Origin of the sequence: Solibacillus sp. FSL K6-1523, from assembly GCF_038005225.1 — a bacterium.
Classification (GTDB): Bacteria; Bacillota; Bacilli; order Bacillales_A; family Planococcaceae; genus Solibacillus.
In genome coordinates this window covers 599,438-626,167 of record NZ_JBBOSU010000001.1, presented here as the reverse complement: position 1 = coordinate 626,167, position 26,730 = coordinate 599,438, and the positions used below count along the sequence as shown (strand labels likewise).

The 26,730-nt window shown below is 38.2% G+C and carries 18 protein-coding genes and 1 pseudogene; 10 read left to right on the top strand and 9 right to left on the bottom strand.

The features are described from left to right. Positions 1 to 34: 34 nt before the first annotated feature. Positions 35 to 382, top strand: a complete 348-nt coding sequence (locus tag MHI10_RS02955) for a hypothetical protein (RefSeq protein WP_340782786.1) — start codon at positions 35 to 37, stop codon at positions 380 to 382. A gap of 167 nt (positions 383 to 549) precedes the next feature. Here MHI10_RS02955 and MHI10_RS02950 read toward each other — a convergent pair whose 3' ends face one another. From MHI10_RS02950 to MHI10_RS02935, 4 genes and pseudogenes are all read right to left on the bottom strand, one after another. Continuing rightward, positions 550 to 1,287, bottom strand: coding sequence for a GGDEF domain-containing protein (locus tag MHI10_RS02950; RefSeq protein ID WP_340782784.1), 738 nt, complete (start codon positions 1,285 to 1,287; stop codon positions 550 to 552). Between the two features lie 120 nt (positions 1,288 to 1,407). After that, positions 1,408 to 2,520 carry a transposase gene (locus tag MHI10_RS02945; RefSeq protein WP_340782782.1) on the bottom strand — a complete coding sequence of 371 codons (1,113 nt, stop codon included), beginning with the start codon at positions 2,518 to 2,520 and terminating at the stop codon, positions 1,408 to 1,410. An 11-nt stretch (positions 2,521 to 2,531) separates the two neighbouring features. After that, positions 2,532 to 2,927: pseudogene (gene tnpA, locus MHI10_RS02940) on the bottom strand (IS200/IS605 family transposase); the annotation flags it as partial. 36 nt (positions 2,928 to 2,963) lie between these two features. Next, complete coding sequence (locus MHI10_RS02935) at positions 2,964 to 3,116, bottom strand: alpha/beta fold hydrolase (RefSeq protein WP_340782781.1); 153 nt, start codon at positions 3,114 to 3,116, stop codon at positions 2,964 to 2,966. A gap of 388 nt (positions 3,117 to 3,504) precedes the next feature. Between MHI10_RS02935 and MHI10_RS02930 the strand changes: the two genes are divergently transcribed. Next, the gene (locus tag MHI10_RS02930; protein WP_340782779.1) at positions 3,505 to 4,872 is read left to right on the top strand and encodes a sodium/glutamate symporter; all 1,368 of its coding nucleotides are present in this window, start codon (positions 3,505 to 3,507) and stop codon (positions 4,870 to 4,872) included. 91 nt (positions 4,873 to 4,963) lie between these two features. Next, entirely contained in the window at positions 4,964 to 5,683 is a 720-nt protein-coding gene (locus MHI10_RS02925) for a FadR/GntR family transcriptional regulator (RefSeq protein WP_340782778.1), read from the top strand. 177 nt (positions 5,684 to 5,860) lie between these two features. On the opposite strand, the gene MHI10_RS02920 is transcribed toward MHI10_RS02925, so the two are convergent. Both MHI10_RS02920 and MHI10_RS02915 read right to left on the bottom strand, forming a co-directional pair. Beyond that, positions 5,861 to 7,255 carry an alkaline phosphatase gene (locus MHI10_RS02920; RefSeq protein WP_340782776.1) on the bottom strand — a complete coding sequence of 465 codons (1,395 nt, stop codon included), beginning with the start codon at positions 7,253 to 7,255 and terminating at the stop codon, positions 5,861 to 5,863. Positions 7,256 to 7,504: 249 nt separating this feature from the next. Then, entirely contained in the window at positions 7,505 to 8,347 is an 843-nt protein-coding gene (locus MHI10_RS02915; protein WP_340782774.1) for a stalk domain-containing protein, read from the bottom strand. Between the two features lie 649 nt (positions 8,348 to 8,996). Between MHI10_RS02915 and MHI10_RS21380 the strand changes: the two genes are divergently transcribed. Beyond that, on the top strand, positions 8,997 to 9,134 hold the full coding sequence (locus MHI10_RS21380) for a transposase (protein WP_445683204.1): 138 nt from the start codon (positions 8,997 to 8,999) through the stop codon (positions 9,132 to 9,134). A gap of 261 nt (positions 9,135 to 9,395) precedes the next feature. Here the strand turns inward: MHI10_RS21380 and MHI10_RS02910 are convergent, their stop codons facing one another. Continuing rightward, positions 9,396 to 13,151 carry an S-layer homology domain-containing protein gene (locus tag MHI10_RS02910; protein ID WP_340782773.1) on the bottom strand — a complete coding sequence of 1,252 codons (3,756 nt, stop codon included), beginning with the start codon at positions 13,149 to 13,151 and terminating at the stop codon, positions 9,396 to 9,398. Between the two features lie 941 nt (positions 13,152 to 14,092). Here MHI10_RS02910 and MHI10_RS02905 point away from each other — a divergent pair. The 3 genes from MHI10_RS02905 to csaB are packed head-to-tail and all read left to right on the top strand — an operon-like array spanning position 14,093 to position 19,403. Beyond that, positions 14,093 to 14,824: a WecB/TagA/CpsF family glycosyltransferase gene (locus MHI10_RS02905; protein ID WP_340782771.1), complete on the top strand. Its 732-nt coding sequence runs from the start codon at positions 14,093 to 14,095 to the stop codon at positions 14,822 to 14,824. 5 nt (positions 14,825 to 14,829) lie between these two features. Further along, positions 14,830 to 18,327, top strand: coding sequence for a DUF5693 family protein (locus MHI10_RS02900; protein WP_340782769.1), 3,498 nt, complete (start codon positions 14,830 to 14,832; stop codon positions 18,325 to 18,327). Continuing rightward, on the top strand, positions 18,327 to 19,403 hold the full coding sequence (gene csaB, locus MHI10_RS02895) for a polysaccharide pyruvyl transferase CsaB (RefSeq protein ID WP_340782766.1): 1,077 nt from the start codon (positions 18,327 to 18,329) through the stop codon (positions 19,401 to 19,403). The genes MHI10_RS02900 and csaB overlap by 1 nt, the downstream gene beginning before the upstream one ends. Positions 19,404 to 19,724: 321 nt before the next feature. Here the strand turns inward: csaB and MHI10_RS02890 are convergent, their stop codons facing one another. Then, positions 19,725 to 20,204, bottom strand: coding sequence for an IDEAL domain-containing protein (locus MHI10_RS02890; RefSeq protein WP_340782764.1), 480 nt, complete (start codon positions 20,202 to 20,204; stop codon positions 19,725 to 19,727). A 365-nt stretch (positions 20,205 to 20,569) separates the two neighbouring features. On the opposite strand from MHI10_RS02890, the gene MHI10_RS02885 reads away from it, so the two are divergent. Continuing rightward, a complete protein-coding gene (locus MHI10_RS02885; protein ID WP_340782763.1) occupies positions 20,570 to 22,144 on the top strand; it encodes an SWIM zinc finger family protein in 1,575 nt (524 codons plus the stop codon). 123 nt (positions 22,145 to 22,267) lie between these two features. After that, on the top strand, positions 22,268 to 25,021 hold the full coding sequence (locus MHI10_RS02880) for a DEAD/DEAH box helicase (RefSeq protein ID WP_340782762.1): 2,754 nt from the start codon (positions 22,268 to 22,270) through the stop codon (positions 25,019 to 25,021). Positions 25,022 to 25,504: 483 nt separating this feature from the next. Here MHI10_RS02880 and MHI10_RS02875 read toward each other — a convergent pair whose 3' ends face one another. Then, positions 25,505 to 25,939, bottom strand: a complete 435-nt coding sequence (locus tag MHI10_RS02875) for a single-stranded DNA-binding protein (protein WP_340782761.1) — start codon at positions 25,937 to 25,939, stop codon at positions 25,505 to 25,507. Between the two features lie 256 nt (positions 25,940 to 26,195). Between MHI10_RS02875 and MHI10_RS02870 the strand changes: the two genes are divergently transcribed. Continuing rightward, positions 26,196 to 26,663, top strand: coding sequence for a YwpF family protein (locus tag MHI10_RS02870; RefSeq protein ID WP_340782760.1), 468 nt, complete (start codon positions 26,196 to 26,198; stop codon positions 26,661 to 26,663). Positions 26,664 to 26,730 lie beyond the last annotated feature (67 nt).

The following is a 26,730-nucleotide window of genomic DNA, read 5'->3' as shown; positions in this document are numbered from 1 at the left end:
TGGCAAAAAGCTTACGCCTGAGGAAATGGCTTACGTGCGTAAAAATGCTCCGGGCATGGTCGATTATATTGACCGAGTTATGTATGAGCGCGAAGTAATTGAGCTCGGTATGAAAATCGCACCAACGAAAACCGATGTACAAATGGTCGCTTATCGTGCTTCGAAGCAAATCGAAAAGCATCAAAACCCTGAGGAACGCGAAATACGCGCAAAGCATTTAGCTGATGCCAAGCATGAATATGAGCAAACAGATGAATATAAGGAAAAACCTGTTCGGATTCACTATAAGAAAAATCCAAAGCAATACGTACAAACAGCAATAAACGCATATGAACAAGTGAAACCTGGAAAGAGAGAAACTACGATCGAGTATGAGCATTAATAAAAACAAACTGACTTTATAGCCAACTATCTAATTTTTTTAGATGGCTGGCTATTTTTACTACATATGTTTGAATACATTGTTTATGCATCCGATGCACGATATTTAGCTAAGAAAGCAAAAAGAAAGCCCTAAGCCACAAGTATGTTTTCTGGATTAAAAGATCATTATGCCCCATGATGCATAAAGTCATAATGCGTAGCCTGGTTACGCCCACCACGCTTAGATGCATATAACGCTTCATCAGCAGCTGCAATTAAAGACGTTGGTGTACGTTTTTCTTCACATGTTGCGACGCCTAAACTAATCGTTAAGCCACCAATGTCTTTCCAGTCCGCTTGTTCAATCGTTTTATTTAAAACTTGCGCGATATTTAGTGCTTCGATGGCATTCGCATTCGGCAAAATAATGATGAATTCTTCCCCACCATAACGTGCGAGGAAATCTTGTGGACGTATAGATTTTTTCAGTAGTTTTGCTAATTTTATAAGTACTTCATCGCCAACGATATGTCCGAATGTATCGTTTATTTTTTTGAAATAATCAATATCTAAAATGCACAGGGAAAAAATCTGACCATCATTATGTACATTACCCATATACGACTCGATTTTTTCTTGGAAATAGCGCCGATTCGCGATATTTGTTAAATGATCGATATTGGATACTTCCATTAATTTCGTATTAATTTTCATTAACTCTTGTTGTTTAAACTCGATTTCCTCATGCAATACTTTAATTTCCGCTAATGCCAGCTCTTGTTCCTTATAGGCTTCTTCTAATTGCGCTTTTTTTGTGCGCAGCTCTAATTCATAATTCATCCGTTTTTCCATCTTCACAAAAATACATTCCGTTACTTTTATACCATTTTGCTCACGACAAATAGCATTCAGTGAACTACCCACCACTTAACGCCCTTACAGGTTGTTTGAAGTGGGGGCTTCTCGACTTATCATTGCTTTTACTAGCCAACGAAAACAGACCGAGCTAACCCTCTTGTTCCAAGAGTTATATTTATACATCGTTTATTCGGTAACTAACAAGCGGATACCTTCATTTTTGATATTTCGAGCAGCATTATAGTCCCGATCAAGTATAGAACCACAGGAACAGTTATAGACGCGTTCCGACATCGGCATTTCTTTTAGATTGCCACAGTTCGAACACATTTTTGTAGAAGGAAACCACTTATCTATTTTGATTAATCGTTTTCCTTGTTCTTTAAGTTTATAGGCTAAAAATAACGTGAACATACCCCAGCCATTATCGTGGACACTTTTCCCGAATCGGAGGGCTTGCGACATTCCCTTCATATTCAAGTCCTCTATAATGACCGCATCAAATTGATCAGCTAAAGATTTGGATTGATGATGCAGGTAATTTTTACGTTGGTTCGCCACCTTTTCTTGCAATTTAGCGACTATGATTCGTTGCTTGTACCAACGGGAAGAACCCTTTGTACGCCTGGAAAAGATGCGTTGTTCTTTTGCTAATCGTTCTAACATTTGCCGATAGAAACGGGGATAATTGGCTTTCTTATCCTCGCTACTTACGTAGAGTTCAGCCATCGCAAAGTCTAATCCAATGACATCTTTTACTTCTTTCTGGACAATTTCTTTTTCATATTCAGTCAAAATAGAAACGTAAAAGGCCCCAGCTGGTGTCATAGAAATTGTGCATGATTTGATTGTATGGTCTAAGGGGATTTTTCGATGTTGTTTGATTTTGACAAGTTTTAGTTTCGGTAATTTAATATGACCATCTAGCAACAGTATATTTCCATTTACTACATTCGTTTGATAGGATTTTCTTGCCTTTTTACTTTTGAATTTCGGAAAGTCCGCTGTGCCATTGAAACAGTTCTTATAGGCAGTTTGCAAATTCAATTGGGCATTTGCTAGAGCTAAAGAATCTACTTCTTTAAGCCATTCAAATTCTATTTTGTATTTTGCAGGGGTTGGTAGTTTTTGCTTCCTCAATTCAGCTTTGTTGTCTTTGTACTTTTCATATATTTCTTTTCGTTCAGCTAACATCTTGTTATAGACAAACCGAACACAACCGAATGTTTTGCGAATAAGAAGGGCTTGTTCATCTGTTGGATACAAGCGGAATTTATAGGCTTTATTTTGTTTAGTCATATTAATTCACCTCACTTTTGACCTTGACTTTCGATATACTTCTTAATTATATCTAGTGGAGAACCACCTGTTGTGAGTAAGCAGAAGCTCCTTGACTAAAACATTTCTTTCCAAAGTTTCTGTTTTACTTTCGGAAATTCCTTTTTGATTAATCTGGAACTAGCGCTCTTATAAGCATTGATAAATTTCGTCATTTCGGTATTCGGATGCACCTTGAATAAGACATGGATATGGTTCTCATCATGATTCCATTCGACTAATGTTATATTGTAATTCTCTGAAATTCTTTCAAACATATCCTTTGCATACTCAGATACTTCATCATCAAATACATTTCGCCTATATTTCACAACCAAAATAAGATGTTTATGTAGTAAGAATACTAAATGTTTATTGTTGTCTGATTTCGTTTGTCTAACAACTTTTACCCGTAATACTACTGATCAAACCCAGGATAAAATAATACGGTAATCTTTTTCAAAAGTTGGCACAATATACTGCCACATTACTTGACTACAGCCAAAGCCATGTCCAAACATCATTACTTGAGTACCTTCTCCAATTATTTTAATATGATTTCGTTCCATTACGGACATTTAAATCCCCTCCATTTTCAATAGTTCTATTCGTTATATATCGTTACTAGATAAACATTTTATAGTAAGCTTTCTCTATTAATTTATCATATGAAAGATACCCATTTTACACAACCCTTTTCTATTTATGGCTTGGTAGGCTATGGCTGTAATCAAACATTTAATAATTTTTGCAGCAATTTCGAGTCAATAGCGCTAATGCCTCTAACTCAATTTCATTTTTCAAACCGTTTCGAACCGTTGCTGCTTTCTCTTGTTCTTTATCAATCTCAATCTCCTCTGAACTATCCGCATCTAATGCATAACAATACAGCCCTATACAATACACAAAAAAATGTTGTATACTTGTATTACAAATAACAATACTTATCTATATAGGGGGAATAAAATGAACGAATATTCAATTTGGTCATTAATGATTGATATTAGTATCGTATCTGGTTTGCTGTTAGTAGGAACTATTTTACGTGCGAAAATAAAATGGATTCAAGCGTTATTTTTACCGGCTAGTATTATCGCCGGCTTTATTGGACTAGCCTTTGGACCGAGTGGAGCAGATTTACTCCCGTTCTCGGATCAAATCGCTTCATATCCAGGACTATTAATTGCGATCATATTCGCCACGATTCCAATAGGTAGTTCGAAGGTTAAAATAGGTGAAATCATTGGCCGCATTAGAGATATGTGGTCCTATTCGATGTTACTCACATTATTAATGTGGGGTGGCGGTGCCCTGTTTGGTCTGTTATTCATTGGTCAAATCTTTACGGACTTGCCTAGTGGATTTGGCTTAATGTTAGGCGCAGGATTTTTAGGCGGACATGGTACAGCAGCCGCGCTTGGAGAAGCCTTCCGTCTACATGGATGGGAAGAAGCGATGGATTTAGGTATGACATCGGCTACTGTTGGAATATTAGTTGCCGTCTTAGGTGGAATACTTATTGTAAAAAGAGGAACCGAAAAAGGACAAACACAATTTATTTCGAGCTTTAGAGATCTACCTTCTGAATTGCGTTCAGGGTTAATTAAACCCGAAGATCGCACAAGTATAGGGAATGAGACCGTATCATCGAGCTCGATTGATCCGTTAGTTTTACATTTATCAATCGTTGCATTTGTTGTTGGTATCGCGTATTGGGTGACACAAGTATTGGGCTCACTTTTACCTGGGATTTCTGTACCTTTACTGAGTATCGCCTTTGTTGTCGCATTACTTTTCCAAATGTTAATACGAAAAGTAAAGGCCAACGCTTATGTTGATCAACAAACAATGACTCGAATTGGCGGAAGTGCTACTGACTATTTAGTTGTAATCGGGATTGCTTCTATCAATATCGTAGTCGTGATGGATTATGCGATACCTTTAATTATCCTATTTATTTTTGGAACAATTTGGGCTTATCTAATATTTAAGTTTATCGGACCAAACATATTTAAAGATTTTTGGTTTGAAAAATCCTTATTCGGCTGGGGTTGGAGTACAGGAACCGTAGCAATGGGACTTTCACTTCTTCGTATTGTCGATCCTGATTTAAAAAGTAAAACGTCAGATGATTATGCTTTATCCTACATAGGCATGGTTCCCGTAGAAATTATGATTATTACGTTTGCACCAATTCTCGTCTCCATGGGACTACCTTGGATTTTGCCAATTACACTTCTAGTTATGGGTGTGGCAATTATCGTAGCCTATAAGTATTTTGGGTTATGGGGCTTAGGCGCAAAAGAAAAGAACAACAATAATAAAATAAGCTAAATCTTGATAAAGCCCTTCATGACAACTACTTTTTCCGTGATATAATAGTAGAAATTGAAGGGCTTTTATAATACTAAAAGGAGCATCAGCAATGATCGTTCGAAAACGTATATCTGATCAAGTTATAGATGAAATAAAAAGTAAAATACAATCTGGTGAGTTCCCAATCGATTCAAAACTCCCGTCAGAAAATGAATTAGCCAAAATGTTTAATGTTAGCCGAGTCCCAATACGTGAAGCGTTAAGTGCGTTATCTTCTCATGGAATAATAGAATCCATCCACGGTGGTGGGAGTTGGGTTCGACCTAAGCCTTTTGAAAAACTCATTGATCAATCCTTAATCGAAGTTATCTCATTCAAACAAATCATTGAGTTGCTAGAAATGAGAACCATCCTTGAGACAAAAGCAGCCTTTTTAGCAGCACAACGGCATGATGACAACGACTTACAGAAGATGCAGCAAGCACAGGATTTACTTTGTCAGGAATTCGACCAAACAAATAATATGAATGATGAACCAGAATTTCTCTTTCATCAATCAATCGTTCATGCTACAAAAAATGAAGTGCTTATTTCGACATTAGAAAACTTATTTGATTTATACAATCGAGCGTTAAAAGCCTCGCTTCCTACCAGTTCAAAGATTGAAGGTAGCAATAAACAAATTTATGAAGAACACCAAATTATTCTAAAGGCGATCTTACTCCGGGACGCTGAAGGAGCCGAAGCAGCAATGTTGAAGCATTTATCTAACAACTTAACAACGCTTCAAGCTAGGTATGCCGAATTTAATGAAAAGTTGATTGAATAGCTTTATTCGTATTGAACTGCTTCTAGTAATAATTATAGAAGTGGTTCAATTTTTATTTAGAGCTTCAGCCATTCTATTAGTTGTTCCACCGTATTTTATTAAAAATACTGAAAGAAAAAGCCCATGCAAGATTGCTCTCACATAGGATTCCTTTATTTCTGAACATATTCAATATATTTAGTGTTTGTCCTCACTTGGACTCCCTAAGTTTAATAGTTCAAATAAAACTTTAGCGTGGTCCGTGTTGTCCTTTAACCCTGCAAAACGTTCTTTCGATGGACCGTATGCATAAACAGGTACGTCTTCACCCGTATGTCCACCTGTCGTCCAACCAGTGAATGAACGTTTGTCAAAAATAGCTTTAATTACCGTTTCGATATCTGAAGCTTTTTTTCCAGCCGCTTTGACAACATTAATTTCTTCAGCTGTTAATGGTAAAAGCGTTTGATCGATATACATTTTTAAGGTATTTTCTACATTCGCACCTTCTGCAATTTTTCCAGCCATAAATCCAGGAGTACGTTTAGCCGCTTTAATCGAATCTGTTGACCAATTATAGCTTCCGTCCGCACCAATCGCAAACCCACCTGTTGAGTGATCCGCTGTTGTGATGACTAATGTTTGTCCATCTGCTTTCGCGAAATCAATCGCCGCCTTAAATGCTTGTTCAAAGTCTTCCATTTCGCTCATCGTACCGACAACATCATTTGCATGACCTGCCCAATCAATTTGGCTTCCTTCCACCATTAGGAAGAAACCTTCATCATTTTTGCTTAGGCGATCAATCGCTGTCGTTGTCATATCTGCAAGTGATGGTACAGCATCTGTACGGTCAATCATTTTAGGTAATCCGCCATCCGCAAATAAACCAAGTACTTGATCATTGCCATCTTTTAATAATTCTTCTTTCGTTGTCACATAACTAAAACCATCTTGTTTGAAAGAATCCGTTAAATTAACATCCGTACGGACAAAATTCGATTTGCCCCCACCAAGTAATACGTCGATTGTATGTTCACCATTAATGCGTTCATTGTAATAGTCATCTGCAATAGCATCCATGTTTTTACGACTTTCATTGTGCGCACCAAATGCAGCAGGTGTTGCATGTGTAATTTCAGAAGTTGCAACAAGCCCTGTTGATTTCCCCGCTTCCTTAGCCGCTTCTAAAACGGTTTTGACACGCGATTTATCATTATCAACAGCAATCGCATTATTAAATGTTTTAATACCAGACGACATCGCGGTTGCTGCAGATGCCGAATCTGTAATGGACGCCTTTTCATCTTCTGGGTATGTCATTTGCTGACCAACCAAATATTTATCAAATTCTGTTTTTTCTACAAAAGGTGTTGCTCGGTCATCTTTAAAATAACGGTAAGCAGATGTATAAGAAGTCCCCATACCATCACCAATTAAGAAAATAACATTTTTCACTTCAGATTGATTATTCGCAGTTGTTTCTTGAGCCTGCACGATTGATTGAGCTCCTGGACCAATTAAACTTCCGACAAATACAGTTGAAAGAACTGCGAAAGGTAAAGCTTTTTTTAAAATCTTCTTTTTAAACATGAAACAACCTCCAAAAAATTTTTTCTTACAAGGATAACTATAATGCGAGATTGTTAGTGTGATATAAAAGCTATGTAAAATTGTGTTAAAAATAATTATGCATCCATTGTGATTGGAGGTTTATTTCTCCAATTCCTAAATTAAAAAGCAAAAAGAAAAGCCCCTTGCAAGATTTACTCTCGCAAAAGACTTCTTCAACTAACCATATTCAATACCCTTTGATAAATTATAGTGAGTTATCCATTAATTTTAATCGTGCTTCTCGAAATCTCTCACTTTACCATTTTTACCGTAAAAATCAACTAATGTATCGTCCTCATCAATATCAATCACTTCACCCGTGATTTCAGCATCTTCGTAAACTTCCCAAATATCATCAGCGATATTTTTTATGAATTTTTCAACTGTTGATTCTGAAAGGTTCGACCAATTTTTGTTATTAGTACTCTTACCTAAATTGACTTCGATTTCAACATCAATATCATTCTTATTTCCTTTAAGTGTAATCTCAAATGCTATACTCTTCCAACTTCCGTAATCTTTATTCAATTGCTTCTGTAAATCTTTTAGGGAAGTGGAAGTACTAGATTTTTTTTCTAATTCAGCAATTTTAGCATCTTTTGCTTTAATTGCATTTTCTAACTCCACAATTTTAGCATCTTTCGTTTTACCTGAGTTATCTAACTCAGTAATTTTACTATCTTTCGTTTTAATCGAGCTTTCCAACTCTTTGATTTTAGCGTCTTTTGTTTTAATAAATCTTTCTAAATTATAAATCTCATCCTTTGCTGCATTTGGATCGACTGTATCTGTAATAAAGATAGATTTAGTTGGTCCATCCCAAAGAACATTTTTGTTAAGTACACTTGATAAAGAACGTACAGGTAAATAAGTAGTCCCATCGATAATGATTGGGCCAACATTACCAGCCACTGGAACATTATTATTTAAAATTTTAACTTGTGGGTTAATCTCGACTTTTTTCGTTACTTCAGCTGCATCAGATACACCTGCTTGTGAAAATACTAAAAGACTAGCAACAACTGTTGAAGCAATACCTTTACTGACTTTTCCAAGTAATTTATTATCCAAGTTTTATCACTCCTACTCTATTTTATATATTACATTATACACTTAATATGGAAGTAATGGTACCCTTTTCGATATCAAGACTCTATAAATTTCAACATTATCAAGATCTTGAACATTCTCTATCCCCTAAATTGGTTTGTATATGAAAGAACATTTCGTATTATGGGAAAGAACTATTTATATTGCCTATATAACTACTTTTTTATCGCTTTTAAAGTAAGTAACAGGGATGATTCAAACCGCGGTCAGTGATTTCGCAGTGGCTATGGCAGGTGCGATCACGTCTATTTTCCTAAAGGCGACTCATGATTAGACCGATTTCATTTAATCCTATTTTTCACGGAAGCTTAGCAGCGTAGATTTCGTTATTTAGATAAAATCAAAAAGCATCACAAATCACGATTTATCGACTGTTGTTTAGCACGACAGTCAAAAGAATTAACAGAAGTAGAACGTGGTTTAGTGCGTGAGTGGCTATAGGAAGATTTCCATACAAAACATATCTATCAAGCTTTGAATCCTATGCGCTATGTGCTAAAAACAACAACAGAAACCCAAGCAAAAATCCGCTTAAAAGTTTGGTTGGAACGTTATCAATTTTATACAAGTAGTGTCGTTTCAAAGATTACCGATGAAAAATCTATGGTAGATACGACCATTTCCGCCTTCCTCAAACCGCATTATGAAAGGCACAAATAATAAAATTAAGCTTATCAAAAGACATGGATTTGGCAACCGAAATCATGACCACCTTTTCCTACGATTATGTTCGGAAACAGGTCATTGAATTTGCCATCTCCGGAATTTGTTGATGAGCCTATTTTTTGTACTACATATGTTTAAATGTATTGTTTATTTATCCAACCCACAATATAACAACAACTCTGAAAATAAATTAAGACCAAAAGTACAAAAAGAAAAGCCCCATGCAAGATTTCTCTCACATAGGACTTCCCTCATTCTAACCACATTCAATTTATTTTCATAAATTGTAGTGTATTGTTAGAGTTGTTTGTGCACTAGGTGCACGGTATAATATAAGACTAAATTATTTAGCAATTTTGAAGTTTGTGTCTTCAACAAGTACCCATTTAGTATCAACATATTTTAATACAAACTTAATAGTAGCTTGAGTAGCATCAGCTTTTAATACGTTTTCTACTTGTGCTTCAACTGTAATTGTATCATTATTAACTGGTGTACCAGTTACAGTAATTTTAACATTAGAAACTGTTGCATTAGGAGCTACAGCCACTGCAGTTGCTGCTCCATCTTCAGTTACAGTAGAGATTGCTGCTGCTAATGCTGGTGAGAATGTTAATTCAATATTAGCACTATCAGCTGAAGTTGTAACTGTTACAACTTTAACTTCATTTCCTTTGAATGTAGCAATTGCACGATCTAAATTATCTTTTTCAAATACTAAAGTTGCATTTGCAGTATGAGTTGCTTCAAAGTGTACTTTAGCTGCTTTAATAGCAGTTGTTAAAGTAGCTACAGAACCGACTGCATATTGACCTGGGTTACTTCCTTCTGTTGCAGCTTTTAATAAATCTTCAGCAGCAGTAATAGATTTACCTAATTCTTGACGAGCATCAGTTACTTTTTTATTATCAAATGCAGTCACAGCAGTTGTTAATGCAGTTGTAGCACCATTTAAGATTGCTTCATGGTTTGTACCAGTAGTAGTAACAGTACCATTTACAATAGTGTTACGTGCAGTTGTAGCAGTATCGATAGCAGTTTTTAAAGCTGCTTTTGCACCAGCTTCGTATTGACCAAGACCAGTACCTTCTGTTGCTGCATCATGTTTCGCTTGAGCTGCTTTGATAGCAGTTGTTAAATCCGTAACTGCTTTTGCAGTTTTCAATGGATTAGTAGTTGCAGTTTCATAAGCAACATTTAATGCTGCTGCACTATTAAATGTAGTTCCAGCCTTAACATTATTAAAGAATGTAGTTGCAATAGCATCTTTATCAGCTTTAATTAATGTAGGGAAGCCTTCAAGTTTCTCTAAAGCTACTAATACATCATTAACAGATAATGCTTTGTTAATAGCAATACGTGCAGATTCATAGTCAGTAGATGAACCAACAGCTCCAATTGAAATAATTGTCCAAGAGTTGTTATCTTTATCTTCTTCGTATTTCACTTTAACGTCTTTACCATCTTTTAATGCAGCTTGAACATCATCGATGAACGCAGCACGTTTCATTGATTTTTCATCTAAGTCGTAGAACTTATCTGATGTAGCGTAATCAACTGGTGTTTTACCAACAAAACGGATTGTTTTCTCAGTAGTGTTGATTGCTTCAACTAAACCGATATAACCGTGTGCTACGTCATCTTCACCAACAAATTTCACAGTTTTAGAAACTGTAGTTAATTTTGGACCTGTAGAAGAAGCTTTTACAGTTACGTTACCTTTAGTTTTACCTGTAACAGCTAGTACAGCAACACCGTTGTCACTCGTTACTTTGAATGTATCAGTGCTTCCAGCTTTTACTGTTTTACCTTCAACAATTACATCTGTTGTTTTTGCAGTAACAGAGAATGTAGTTACAAATTTATCTTTAGAATCTTCGTGGTATGGTTTACCATTTTGATCTACTGACATATAAGCAAATACTACAGACTCACCAGCTGATACAGAAGAAATTTCATTTTTATCAGTGTTATAAGTTTTTAAGCCAGCAGCTTTGATAGAAGGAGATTTGAAGTAAACTCTTTCAGCATCTGCTTGTTTCTCACCTTTATCTAATTTTTTATCTTCATCTTTATCGATGAATAGAGTTGCAGTTGCATAACCAGTTGACTCACCAACTAAAGTATATTCAACTTCACCATCTTTATTAGCTTCTAAAATGATAACTTTTTCATCAGATGTGTCATGTACTTTACCATTAGCATCGATTAAGAATACTTTTTCATCTTCATCTGTTTTATCTTCGTCGATAATTACAGATACTTCGAAACCTTTACCTACTAAGTCGTTGTCTTTATCTTTGATAGTTGCAACATAGCTGCGTCCACCAAGATTGAACAGGTCTTCAAAGTCTTTACCTAATTCATGACCATCTTTAAGTACAGAACCCCAGATAGCTTTATCATAAGCTGCTGCATTTTGGTTACCTTCAGCTTTGATAGAGATTGCTAATGTATTAGTATCTCCGAATGTAACAGTTTCGCCAACTGCTTGAAGAGCTGTACGGCTATAATCAGCATCATCATAATCAGTTACATCGAAATCTGCTTTTTTCTTAACTTCATCACCGAAAGTATAAACGATCGGAGTTACAGATGCATCTTCACCTGTTAGAGTGAATGAACCTTCGCCATCTTTATCTAATAAAATAGCTGCAATGCGGTAATCTTTTGAATCTGTGTAGTATGGGTAGAAGTTCTTTTCATTCGTTACTTCAGCATCTTCGCCCTTGTCATAAATTGCAATTTCAGTATCGTCATCTGTATCTTTGATTTTTACATCAACGATTTCATCAGATTTAACACCTTGGTTTTCTTTAAATGCTACGAATACAACTCCATTGTCTTCACCTTGGATTGAATAAGAGATGCTGTCGCCGTCATTTAATTTTAAATCTTTTTCGTCAGCTTTAACTGTTAATTGTAATTCAGAAGCCCAGTAAACTTTTGCAGAAGCTTTTACAGTTGCTTTATCTGAAGCGTATGCAACTACTTCGTCTGTTCCTTTGTAGTAACGAGTGTAAGAGTAAGAAGCTACACCTTTATCGTCAGTGTAAGCAACAACTTCGATCTTGTCGTTTTTGTCGTTAGTTTTAGAATCAGTAATGTTGAATGTTACAGGAATACCTGCTTTAGATTGACCATTAGCAACTGTTACTTCAGCAGATAAAGTTACATCTTTACCGAAAACGCCTTGGTGAGAACCAACAACAGTTTTGATAGCAGTTGGGATTACAGCAGAAACACCTTTGAATGAACCAACAGATTCGCCGTTAACTGTTACAGTGTAATCAACATCAGCAGTTTGAGCTGAAGTTGTTAATACTACAGTTTTAGAATCCGTTTGTTTGATTGCTTTGTTAGAAATTGTTAAACCTTCGATAGCGAAGTTTAATGCATTTAAGTCAGTAACTGTTTCTTCAAATGTTACTTCAACAGTTGTAGCGTTAATAGCTTTAACTGAACCAGCAACTTCTTCAGCAACTTCTAGAGCTTCAGTACGGTGGTACATTACAGCGAATTCTTGACGAGAGATAGAAGCGTTTGGCTTTAAGTTACCAGCATCACCTTTCATTACTTCGTTAGCAACTGCGATTTCTAAAGCTTCTTGAGCCCAAGATTTAACGCTAGCGCTATCTTTGAATTCAGAAAGATCAGCTGAACCTTCTAAACCGAAAGCATCAACAAGGATGATTGCAGCTTCAGAACGAGTTAAGTTACCTGATGGATTGAATTTGCCAGCGCCTTGACCTTGGAAAATTCCGTTCGATACTGCAGCATCAACTGCATCGTAGTACCAAGCGTTCGTTTTCACGTCAGCGAAGCTAGTTGAACCAGAACCTTCTAAGCCTAAAGCGTTAGTTAAGATTGTAGCAGCTTCTGCACGAGTTACGTTATTTTTAGGGTTAAAGTTACCTTTTTGGTCCCCTTTAATAACACCACGATCGTTTAAGTCTTGTACCGCTTCTTGAGCGAATGGTGCAACTGAATTAAAGTCGTTAATTTGAGCAGCTGATGCTACTGGTACGATTGCAGATGCTACTAATGCAGCAGTTGCAGACGTCGCGATAAACTTGCGACTTTTGTTTAATTTTGTCATTTAATTTTTTCCTCCTAAATTACCTTTTATTCCGCTTAATACTAGCTTCCCACAATATTAAAAATATCGTATTCGCTACCTACTAAACATAGCAAAAAAAGGTTTTTTTAAATGCTTCTAAACTAGCGACTAATGTTGCAGTTTAGTACACTTATTTACTTCTATAATATACCATCTATCATTTTGGAACACAAGGATATATTTGCGATATTTGAGATAATTTGAATCTTATTATCTTCCCCCTTTTAGCAAGGGATGAAACATCTTCCTCTATTCCTTGCATCCAATACCAAATGTTAGATGCGTAACAATCTTATCCTATGTTGAAATATATAGCAATATACATAACTAGTAACCAATTAATCCAGACGGACATCACCACTAGAAATTGCACACCGTTTCGCCTATATTTTAGTGGATTCATTGTAATCCTGGCCCTAATAAGAATGTACGCTAAAACGGATTGCTACCTACTTACATAAGTGTTATCGGCAAGTTTTGCGTTTTTTCGATACAAGCCTGCATTGTGAAATGTGTCGATATTGTGACAAATCAGAATGTCGTTATTTCGCACGGAATGTTGCATTCTCGCCATATTAATTCAATAACTACATTTAGGTTGTAATACATATCCCTTCCATTTAAATAGAAAACGCTTCCATGGGGGTGTTTCCATAATTTAACCATCCCTAAATCCAAATGAACTTTTTTTATATCCAAACGTCAAAGAGTTAACAGTAGTTCTCTTAATTCCAATTAAAAAATCGATACCATTCCCCGAAAGACTTCTGCTGAAGCAAATTCACTTTCTAGAATACTTTTGTGGTATGATAAATGGCAGTAAAACACAATGGACTTGCTTCATTTAAATAGTAGAACTCTGATTATGAGTTTGCCGAGGCGTAGTGGATATTAGAAATAGAAAGGTTGTCATAACAATTATGAAACATGTAAAGATTATGGGTGTTCCCTTCTTACATATAGATCAGCAAAACTTTATACAGCTGTTAGCGGGTCGCATTGAACAAAAGGAAAAAACATTTGTCATTACCGCAAACCCTGAAATTGTCATGCGTGCAAATGAAGAGCCTAAATTAAAAAGCTATATTAATGAAGCAACGCATATTTGTGCGGATGGCATCGGTGTCGTGAAAGCCGCGAAAATACTAGGTGAAGATCTACCAGGGCGTGTCACAGGATATGACACAATGATTGGGCTTTTAAACATCGGGCAAGAAAAACGCTATAAAATTTACTTATTAGGCGCGCAAAAAGAAACGCTCGAAAAAACAGTAGCTAATATTGAAAAACAATATCCGAATGTAGAAATTGTTGGGCATCATGATGGCTTCTTTGATTGGGACAATAATACGATTGCCGAGGATGCTGCCGCGCTCAGTCCAGACTTAATTTTTGTGGCACTTGGTGTACCGCGCCAAGAGCAATGGATTTCTGAAAACATGGGGAAATTCTCTCACGGGGTGTTCATGGGCATTGGCGGTTCCTTTGACGTCATTGCTGGAACGGTAAAACGCGCACCTGTCTTTTGGCAAAAACTAAATTTAGAATGGCTTTATCGTTTACTCAAACAACCGAGCCGTTGGAAACGCATGCTCGTACTTCCGCAATTTGCGCTAAAAGTATTTTCAATGAAGCGTAAAGGGAAGGTATAACCGCGATGAGTCAATCTACATTAGTGAAAAGTACCATCATCCTCACGATCGCGACGCTACTTTCAAAAATATTGGGCAGTATATTCCGCGTCCCTTTACAAAACATTGCCGGGGATGAGGTGCTTGGTATATTTACTGCCGTGTATCCTGTTTATATGGTGGCACTTTATTTATCTGTCGCGGGGATTCCACTTGCGATTTCCAAGCTCATTGCAGAAGCCAATGCGCGCAAAACACCGCAGCAAGTAAAGAAAATTTATATGACAGCGAGTATTTTAGCTATTTGTTTCGGATTGTTTAGCTTTACGATTATTTTTAGCTTCTCTCATTTACTTGCGGAAACACTCGGAGGATCATCTACTCGCTTTGCCTTAATTATTGTGGCGCTCACTTTATTAGTTGCCCCTTATATGGCTGTTTACCGTGGATTTTTCCAAGGCTATGGGGATATGCGCCCTACCGCGATTTCACAAGTAGTCGAGCAACTCGTTCGGGCCATACTTATTATTGTTGCGGCCTATGTCCTTGTGAAAATGGACTACTCAACTGAAATTATTGCCGGTGGTGTGATGATCGGCTCGGTATTCGGTGCGTTTATCTCACTCCTTTACTTACGCTTAAAATATCAGCGCTCGCCATTTAAGGTTGCTAGTAAAGAAAAATATGAGGCGCAGGATTTCTCAAAATGGAGTGGCACCATTTTAAAAATTTCGATTCCGATTGCTATTGGTTCGGTTACGATGGCGTTGTTTAATTTTGTTGATTCCTTTACGATCACTTACTCGTTACGACAAATTGGTGTAGAGGCACAGCAGGAAATCCATTATTTATTTGGACTTTATGGACGCGGTGCGACGTTAGTACAAATTACGACCGTTTTCGCTTCTTCTATCATTTTGCCGCTCGTTCCTTTTATTACGACAAAACTCGCGCAAAAAGATTTACTTGGTACGCGTACTGTTATCGAACAAACATATCGCATGACGCATTTAATTTCATGGCCTGCTGCGATAGGCTTACTTGCCGTCACATTGCCATTAAATTTAGCCCTTTATACAAATGTAGAAGGTAGCTCGATGCTTGCGATTATTAGTGCGAGTGCGGTATTTACTTCACTGACATTAGTAAGTACAGGTGTGTTGCAAGGGATGAATTTAGCACGGGTAGGCGCATTCATTATTGTAGGGGGCGTCCTGCTAAAAATCGTGTTAAATATTGTGTTTATTCAGCTTTACGGCTTAGATGGTGCTGCTTGGTCGACATTAGTTGTTTACCTTGTCGTATTTATCATCAATACTGTGTTCTTACTGCGTGCCATACGCTTTGCGGCTGTCAATTGGAACACTGTAAAGATTGTACTTTCTTCTATTATAATGGGTGCTGTTGTTGGACTACCTACGTTGTTCTTTGATGTGGCGAGCTGGGGACGTCTTTTAGCACTCGGCTATGTATTTATAGCAATGGCTATTGGCGGTGTCGTGTATTTCGGACTGCTATGGCTAACAGGAGCCATCCATCCAGATGATTTACGTAAAATTCCTGTAATCGGAAAAAAACTTCAATTACCAGAAAGAAAGAGGACCACGATGAAATTAAAACGCACTTGGCTATGGGCGATCATTGTCCTATTACTACTTGCCTCTTCCACGGGGTTAATCAATCGTTGGAAAGCAGAACAAAGTAATAAAACGTATGAAATTATTATTCCCTATGATGAAATTTTAACTACTTCTACTGAAAGCGACTTATCCGTAGATGAAATTCTTGCCACATTAAAAGAGGCGGGATTAACGACTGTCAGTTTGAGTCCGATCCATCTGAGAGATTTAGAAAATCAAAATATTATTTCGATTTTTAAAGAAAGCAATTTAGCGGCACAACTGCGCTTTACCCCTTACCGTGATGCGATTGATGTGACGGAGCCTGGGTATTATATTTCTGTCCCTGAAGATCCTTATTATGAGCAATTAATTACGGACAATATCGATTTAGAGAAAGTGATGATTGGCGATGAGCCATTCTACTTCCTAGCTCGTTCAAATGAAGATTACGATATTGATACACCGATTGGCTATGATGAGATCGCACTTGAAGCGATTCAAGCACAAGGTTTACTTCATGTATTCCGCGTGACAAACGCTCAAAGTGAAGTTGTGAACAACAAAATCGTTCAACAATTAGTAGATATGAAATCCGATAATACATCTAGACTACTTGGTTCTGGCGCTGAAGTAATCGGCTTTGGACAAGAATCACAAAGTGCGATGATCACTCAATTAAAAGAGGCCGATTATTCCTTCTATACAATTGAAGGTAATGCAATGATTGGTGAACAAACGCTTGCACGTAATACAAATTACGACTCGATTCGCCTACACAGTATCGATATTAACCGTGAAACGACATTAACGTTACAGAAGATGGTTGATCGTACAGTTCGCGCAGTCAAAGAGCGTAATATCAAATCGATTTTCTACCATATTAAAACGACAGAAAATCCAACAGAAAACTTAGAGCTTGCTGTTGATTATTTAACAGATGTTCAAAAACGTATGCACGCTTCATATCAGTTAGGTACACCTGCTGCATTTGATAAAATCGATGTTCCTTCTTGGGCAACTGCGATGATTTTACTAGCAGGCATTATTTTCACGTACATTATGTTTGGCTTGTTAAAATGCAATCCACTGCGAATTTTAGCAACATTAGTCATGCTATTACTGGCAGTTGCTTACTTCTTACTGGATCGCCTGCTATTCATTCAATCATTTGCTTTAATTATTGCGGTATTAACACCGATTTATGCGGTCGTTCATACAGCACAAGGCTCAAGTAGTTTCGTTAAAATTACTGTTCAATATATGAAAGCCGTGGCAATTAGTGCGGTTGGTATCGCGATTGTTGTTGGTTTATTAAATGGCAATGGCTTCGTTACAGGCTTTGAGCAATTCCGCGGGGTGAAACTCGTTTACATTATCCCAATTGCGGGTGTCAGCCTGTTCGTCTTCATGTTGATGTCCAATATTTTTGAAAACGGCTATAAAAATGCACTCTCTACTTCTGTGAAAATTGTCAATAAAGAAGTTCGTTACTGGCACTTACTGCTACTTGCTATTGTTGCTGTCGTTGGCTTATTCTACATTAGCCGTACAGGAAACGCAGGCTCAGTAAGCAATCTGGAATTAGTGATTCGTCAATGGTTAGAGGATGTATTATACATTCGCCCTAGAACGAAGGAGTTTTTAATTGGCTTCCCGCTGTTTATTGTCGCGCTTTATGCAATGAGTATTAATCGCAAATGGGGAAGCATCCTACTTATACCGGGTGTAATTGGTTTCCTATCGATCATGAATACATTTACGCATTTACACATTCCACTTGGCGTTTCGGTATTGCGTACAGTTTATAGTGTTATTTTCGGTTTAATTATTGGTTATGTATTTATCTTTATCTTTAAGCTACTACTTAAAGTGGCTAAAAAAGTAATGGCGAGGTGGTCTTAATGCATGTAGTGCTTTCTGGCTACTACGGCTTTGATAATGTTGGGGATGAGGCGATTTTATTTTCAATCGTCCATGCCCTTCGTAAGCGGCAGCCTGATGTTAAAATTACGGTGCTATCAAATAATCCAACAAGTACCGCGCAAACTTATAGTGTCAATGCGGTCAATCGTTGGAAACTAAAAGAAGTTTCACAAATGCTGAAGCAAGCTGATGGACTCATTAGTGGTGGCGGCAGTTTAATGCAAGATCAAACGGGGATGAAGTCAATCCCCTACTATTGCGGCATTATCCGCATTGCGAAGTTCCATAAAAAGCCGGTATTCGTTTATGCGCAAGGTATGGGGCCAATCAACCAAAAAATTAGTCAACTCCTTGTGAAAAATACGTTTAAAAAGGTTGAGCAAATTACCGTCCGCGACGAAGCGTCAAAACAACTTTTAGCGGACATTGGTGTGAATAATTCAGTGGCAATTGTGCCGGATCCTGTTATGGGGCTAGATGCGGAAGCGTTTCGCAGTGAATGGCTTTCTGGGCAAAATTTCAACAACGGCTATATTACGGTCAGTGTGCGTGATTGGCCATCTGCTGTTCCGTTCAAGCAAAAGATTGCTGACAGCTTAGATTTACTTGTACGTGACGGAAAAACGATTGTATTTATCCCGATGCATGGCGAGCATGATGAAAAATCATCAAAGGAGCTTGCCGCGCTTATGCAGGAGGCGGCAATTGTCGCACCCGGTGATCTATCAATCGAGGAGAAAATTGCGGTCATTGGACAATCTGATTTATTAATCGGGATGCGCTTGCACTCGTTAATCTTCTCAGCGATCCAAGCAACACCGTTTATCGCACTTTCCTATGATCCGAAAATCGATGCTTTTGCCGATATTGCGGGGCAACCGGTGATCGGTCATGTAGAAAAAGATGATTGGGACGGGGCGCAGCTATTCGAGCGTGCTGTTGAGATGTTAGCTGAGCGTACGACGATCGAACAAGCGTTACGTGTGCAAGTTCAAACACTTCAAGCAGAAGCGAATGCTACTGCAAAATTGGCTTTAGAGACGTTTTCGAAGTAAGTTAATTATTAGTTTTGGGTAGGTAATCCGTCGCTCCTAATTTGGGAGTGGCGGATTTTTTTGGAGGTCGCCAAACTTAGGGTGTCCGCCTACTCTTTTGCCGCTATCCATCAAATTCGCGATTCTATCCGTCACTTTTCGATTTCTATCCAACACATTTCAGATTCTATCCAACACTTTCAACTTTTTATCCACCTAGCTGTAAATTTCACCTTAATTCGAGGACAATCCACCAACTCCAGCGCAAAAACAAAAACAAAAAAACAGCCGAAACAGTTCGCTGTTTTCGGCTGCTTTTTTGATTGTAGAGTGATACATTATTCACGACACGAAGCCTTCTCCTAATTTTTGCTTCTCCATCATTAAATAATAAAATAAATCTTCATCTCGGACAGCGAGGGCATCATCAATAAGTCGCTCTAAATTTTCTTCTTCCAGCGCCCGTACGATGCTTTCGACCTCTTCGTTGAGTTCGGCTTTTACAGTCGTTGTCGTAGGCTGTACATTGACTGAGGCATTTTCTAAAATCGGCATTAAATGCTCATGAACGTTGGATACTAGCAGCAACTGATATAACGGTAGGCGTATAAAACGATTGCCGCGCTGGAATACAAACACATCCGATAAATTTTCGATTTGCATTGTATTTAAATCAATGACCATTTCCTTCCCCTCAATCGGAATGAAGTGGAATATCTCTTCGTCCTTTGTAATCGAAAAATACTGATATGCAAATACTAAACGCAATTTTGTACCTGCCACCTTCGTATAAAACGGCTTCATAAATTGAACATGAATCATAATATCCCTCCTAACGATTAGAAAGACATATCCCGGTTAGACTACTGGGAGTTGATGCCCTTACATTTGTTGCTTTCAAATACAAAAGCCCTTACTTTTTTTCACATAATTTTATGCATTTTTAATCATTTTCTTTACTTACTAATAGTTTCCCCATACATTTAACATTTCAAACTTCCAATTTCGGGTATTTCATTGGGTACCACACATCTTAAAGTAAGTTTATTTCTCAGCGTCTTCGTTTACGCTTTGTTTCGTTTCGTATTATAATGAAAGAAGTGATTTTTTTTGAATGGGTTTTTCAAGTATGCCCGAAAAAGTCTGGATGCAATTATGCCGAGGCTTAATTGATTAGGAGTGATGAAATGGGTTTATCCATTGCTGAAGTAGCCCGAGATCATCGGGATTATATAACAGAAACATTGCAGTTTTACGAACAACAATTGCATCCCTCGTCGAACGAGGATGATGAGCTTGTAAGGCGGGCAGTATTTTCTGTCCGCAATAAGGCGATTATTTTTGAGCGCTTTATTCCATTTAGTGAAACGCTATATAGTGTCGTTCAAGATGTGCGCCCTGCTGAGGTCACGATCGATTTTCGACGTCAGCTACTAACGTGTAGCTGCCCGCAAAAAAATATTTGTCGTCACCAACTCGGTGTTATTTTAGCCCTTTCACAATATTTCATTTCCGTACAAGACTGGACGGGACACTGGAGAGCTAAAAAAACAGTTCAACTCGAATCGTTAGCAAGTGTGCGCAGTCCAGAAAGCTGGCAGCGCATGGTCGATGAAGTGTTGTTCCACGTGATTGATAAGAAGCGACCAATTGAACCGATTTTAATTCCTTCTATTTTTGAAAATATACGACAGAAATTACGTCGTCATCGCCCATTTGAACGAGAATGGCAGCCCCTGTTTGATTTATTTATTGAGGTGGCTATGTTAAAGCGCTTATGGGAGCATTTAATCCATACGAATTCGCCGATGCAGTCTGATTATTTCCTTTACTATTTGGATAAAGTATTCGGACTTATTGACAGTGCAGTTTCAGATGTTCAGGCCGCTCGCCGATTATTTGCGACCGAGCCATTTTTTGATGCTATTCAACATCAGATTCGCGCTATTGTCCTTTTAGAAAGAGGTGCACCACATCGCCGTTTAGCTTTGTACTTAGGCATGTGGGAAAAATTATTTACAGAGAAAAAGGAAATCCAAAAGGAATTACTTTTACTAGAAAGCTTGCCGAGTGGGACATCTGACATTGATTTAATGGCATTAAGAAGCGCTTTTTACATTTTACAATCGGATGATGAGCAATTGCAGCAAACTATAAATACAATTCATCCAGCAAACCTTGAAACCTTCATTGCTATTGCCCATTTTGCGCTAAAGAAGGAGCGACAACAAGGAGCGGAGCTGATTTTAAAGGCTGCCCTTCCCTATTTAAAGGAGTATATTCACGAACGCTTAACACCGATGCGTCGTCAGCAATTTACAAAATTGCTTGATCTATTATATTCACAAATCCATTTACATGAGCGGGAAGAACTTACATTATTTTCTGCATACGGTAAATACGGCGTCCAAGCCTTTTCGAATTACTTGCTCGCGCGGCAACGCTATCAAGATTGGGTTGCCCTTCACCAGCTCTATCCGTCATCCATTTCATACTTGGATAGCTGCGGACTAAAGGATGTTGTTTCAAAAGCGCCTGGTGTGACTTTACCGCTTTATCATTATTATGCGATGAGTGAGGTTCAGCAAAAGTCGCGCATGAATTACAAACAAGCCGTACGAATTTGGCGGGCAATGAAATCCGCTTCAAAAAAGGCTGGCAAACTTGAGTTTTTTGAATCCTATATGCAGGAAATTCAACATCAACACAAACGTTTACGTGCGCTTCAAGAAGAAATTGATAAAAGTAATTTAATCGTTTAGGCCCTGCACGATGCAGGTCACAAAGGCGTTGCCACAGGACGTGGCGCTCTTAGCCTTTGCTCCTATTAGCCTTTGTTCCTAACTAGTATTTGGAGGTGAAATTGCGTTTTTACGCAGTATATTATGCACTTTTTATTCAATACGAAATCGCCCTTTTTAAAGGTATTCCGCTTTACAATCTCACAAGTACGCCCAGGCTATTATTCAGTTACCGCTTATAATGATGCTGGTCTAATTTTGCCGACTGCCAATTGGGTGCCAACACTCTTTTTCAATTATGAGGCTCACTTTTATGGTGTAGGAACTTCACTCCAAGAGCGTGATTTACTCCTCTCTGCTGCTGAGTTACTCGATATTTTTTCACCTCAGTATAAGCACCCCTTCATCGATGTGGAAGCTAACGATGAAGAAACGGTGACACTTTTTCACAACCTTCGTGATACGTTATCACTTTGGAATTCTACTTCCTTATGGGCACGTGCAGAAGTGACAGAAGACGGATTTACGTTTTCAAACGAGCTCATTCAAAATGCGGTAGAACAAAAACTTGCTGCGACTGGGATGACAAAGGCAGATGCAGTGTCACTCATTCCTTTCTTTCAAAATGGTGGCTGGCCGATTCAAAGCTCACGTTCGTTGGATGGTGTGAAAGTATCGCTCCGTTTAAGCGAGCCCGAGGAAAATGCAGAAAATTGGCTACTTGAAACGATTCTAACTGGGGCCGGGTCTGTAAAGCATTGGACACCAGCTGTACGGAAGCTTTCATCACCTATTTCAATGACACTTCCTAAAAAGTGGCTTCACCTTGCTACACAAATTGAAGAAATGCAGCAGCAAATAATCGAATTAATTCAATTAAATGCTCCGGATACACATTTTATTCATCAGGAGCTTTCAGATATAGCGGTGCGTGATTTTTTACGCAAAGATTTAGCAAAATTACAGGCGGTGGGATTTGATGTCATATTACCTGCCTGGTTGAAAGAACTTAAGCAATCGAAAATGCGTGTACGTGTTAACGCAAACAATCAATCGACTCGTTCTGTTGCTGGACTGGACGATATTTTAACATTCAAATGGCAATTTTCAATGAATGGTGAAAATATCTCAGCCGAGCAATTCCGTAAGCTTGTTGATGAAAAGCGAGAATTTGTACGCATTGGTACGGAATGGTTCCGCATGGATGCCGAGTGGCTAAATGAGATGCGCGCTTTAATGGAACAGGCTGATGAAGAAAACTGGACGGTGCGTGATTTATTATTCCGTGAGCTTCCAGAAACGCTTACTGCCCCACTTGAAGACGACGAACTAGATGATGCCGAGCGCGATGATCTGATGTTTGCCTTTGAAATGCAACAGTCGCTCCAACAATATATTGGGCAGCTTCAAAACAAAAAAGGTCTCCCTACTGTGCCCGTGCCGACGATGCTTCATGCCGAGTTACGTCCTTATCAAAAAGAGGGCTTTGAATGGCTTATTTTTATGCGTGAGCAGCGATTTGGCGCTTGCCTTGCCGATGATATGGGTCTTGGGAAAACGATTCAATTGATTACGTATTTACTGTATACGATTGAAACATTGCAAGAGGACAAGCCATCATTAATCATTTGCCCTACTTCCGTATTAGGAAATTGGCAAAAAGAAATTGCACGATTTGCTCCAGATGTGAAAGTTCATACCCACTACGGAAATCGACGTTTAAAAGGCGATGAATTCACAAGTTACTTAGCTGAGGAAAAACCGCAAATTATCCTTTCTACTTACGGTACGGCTACACAAGATGCGGAAAATTTACAAGTAATTGATTGGTCTACTGTTGTGTTAGATGAGGCGCAAAATATTAAAAATATGCAAACGATGCAATCTCGGGCAATTCGAAAACTTCAAGGTATACATCATATCGCCTTAACAGGAACACCTGTCGAAAATCGTCTATCCGAGCTTTGGGCTATTTTTGACTTTATTCATAAAGGCTATTTAGGTAGCTTTGGCAAATTTTCTGATCAATTTATTTTACCGATTGAACGTGATGAATCCGACTCACATAAGCGTGTGCTGCGCATGAAAATTCGTCCTTTCTTATTGCGTCGCACAAAGCGTGATCCTGAGCTGATGCTGAACTTACCTGAGAAGCAGGAAATGCAAGAGTTTTGCGCATTAACAAGTGAGCAAGCCGCATTATATGAGGGTTATATTCAAGATACGCTTGCACAGCTTGAACAAATGACTGGTTTTGAGAAAAAGGGACGCATCTTAAAAATGCTAGGTAAGTTAAAACAATTATGTAATCATCCTTCGCTGTATTTAAAGGAGCCTTTTGAGGATGCGAATGCAATGCTCGGCCGCTCTGTTAAGCTAAAACGCATTATAGAATTAACCGCAGAAATTGTGGATAACGGGGAACAATGCTTAATTTTCACCCAATATATTGGAATGGGGAATCTTCTACAGCACTGTTTAGCAGAGCTTTATGATTTGGATGTTCCCTTTTTAACAGGTAGTATGCCAAAGCAGCAGCGTGATCGTCTTGTCGAGGCGTTTCAAGCGGGTGAGTTCCCTATATTCATCTTGTCACTGAAGGCAGGTGGGACGGGGTTAAACTTGACTGCGGCTAACCATGTATTACATGCCGATCGTTGGTGGAATCCGGCGGTAGAAAATCAGGCGACGGACCGCGCTTATCGTATCGGCCAAACACGTTTTGTGCAGGTGCATAAATTTATTACAATTGGTACGATAGAAGAAAAAATTGATAAAATGATTGCATTAAAATCGGCGTTATCTGAGGAATTGATTCAGTCGAGCAAATGGTTAACTGAGCTCGATGATGGAGAATTAGTTGATTTAATGATGCTTGATACGGCAAGCTTAAAATAAGCCGCTGCAATTGAAATTTAACTTGATTCAGTATTCATCCCATACTTCTATAAGTAGGTAATGAATGCCAATTAGGCAATTCTATTCAGTAGGAGTTCAAACCCCGGCTGAATCAAGTTAAGCCCCGGCGGATGTCACAGATTTTTAAGGGAAGTTTTTCGAGCTCGCTCGAAAAAATCTGGACGCAATTACGCCAAGGCGTAATTAATCGAGGAGAAGAGTCTACTTATACGCCATGAAGTAGACTCTTTTTTTGCTTACTTCACTACTTGGTTCAATTGTGTAAGATAGTTTTTAATTTTCTACGTCATTTTTGAATGTCGGGAAAATAGGAGAATGAATTTCACTACTGCGCGGTCAACAGCAGATTTTAGCGTTCACCTCAAATCGAATTTTATTTAAAGAGAGAAAAAGCGACTTCGTTCCACTGGATATGGGCAATCTACTACATAGAAAGAATAAAGCTGTGTTTACCATGGAGATTTACAGCTGTTCAATAGGAAGACTCTCTTCATACTCAGGTAACATAAATTCAGCAGGTATCTCTGGTGCAACATCATGCTGAGAGGACTTCATTGGCATTGTGTCTGCTACATTCGGAGTTTTTAATACATAAAATCGGACATCCTCGACAACTACTTCCATTATATACACCTTTTGATTTTCCCGATTCGTATACGTTCGAGATTGAAGCCTGCCGTTCACGCCAATTAAGGAGCCTTTCCCGCAGTATTTAACAACACGTTCTGCCAGCCGTCCCCACGCAATACAGTTAACGAAGTCTGCCTCAATGATTCCTTCGCTGTTTTTGAAATTGCGATTTATCGCTAAAATAAAATTTGTGTACATACGGTTTTCCGATAGTTGCCGAAGTACGGGGTCTTTTGTTACTCTACCGACAAGTCCGACTTGATTCATCCGGTAACCTCCTTTCCTTTTGGATGTTTTTATCTTACTTGATACTTTCTCTTTTCAGCAAAATTCCAAAAGTGATAAATCCCACTATTTTCGTGATGAAAATTAATTTTTAGGCAGTTTACTAAACATCCTTTTTTGCATCATTTACGGATCAAATAGCGGTATGTAGCGATTAATGAAGACTGTTTGAAATTGTCAATTTCGCAATTTTTCTATGATATACTGTTACTAGGAATAATAAAGGGGGAGAACTCGCTTGAAAACCTTTAAAATGCTCTCTTTTGACTTGTTTTCTGAAGGTCAAATCAAAAAAATCCCTTTAATTGATGGAATTATTATTAATCAAGAAAATAGTCATCAAATGTGGATACTCGAACTATTTACATCTTCTGAATACCATGAATTTTTTAATGAGCTACGACGTGCTGATGCAATTCTAGAGGCACGCGCCATCATCTCACTACCAGATAATGAACCTGCTCCCTTTTCAGTTGTCGTACATTCGATTTCTGAAATTGGCGATCATATCTCTGTTCTATTAAAAGGACGCTTAAAGGCCCAACGGAAGAAATATGCCGAGTTACTACTATCACAGCTACTTGAAGGTGGTTTGCGCAATGACGAGCTACTTGAAGCGTTTGAGCGTGGTATGCGCGAACGTCCATCTCTGAAAGAACGTAATGAAAAATTAGAGCAACAAGATGGAAAAAGTAACTTTCTATAGTAGTCCCTTGGAATCATTGGAGTTGGACTTGCTGCAAAATTAAGTTAAATAAAAAACCAATTGGCTC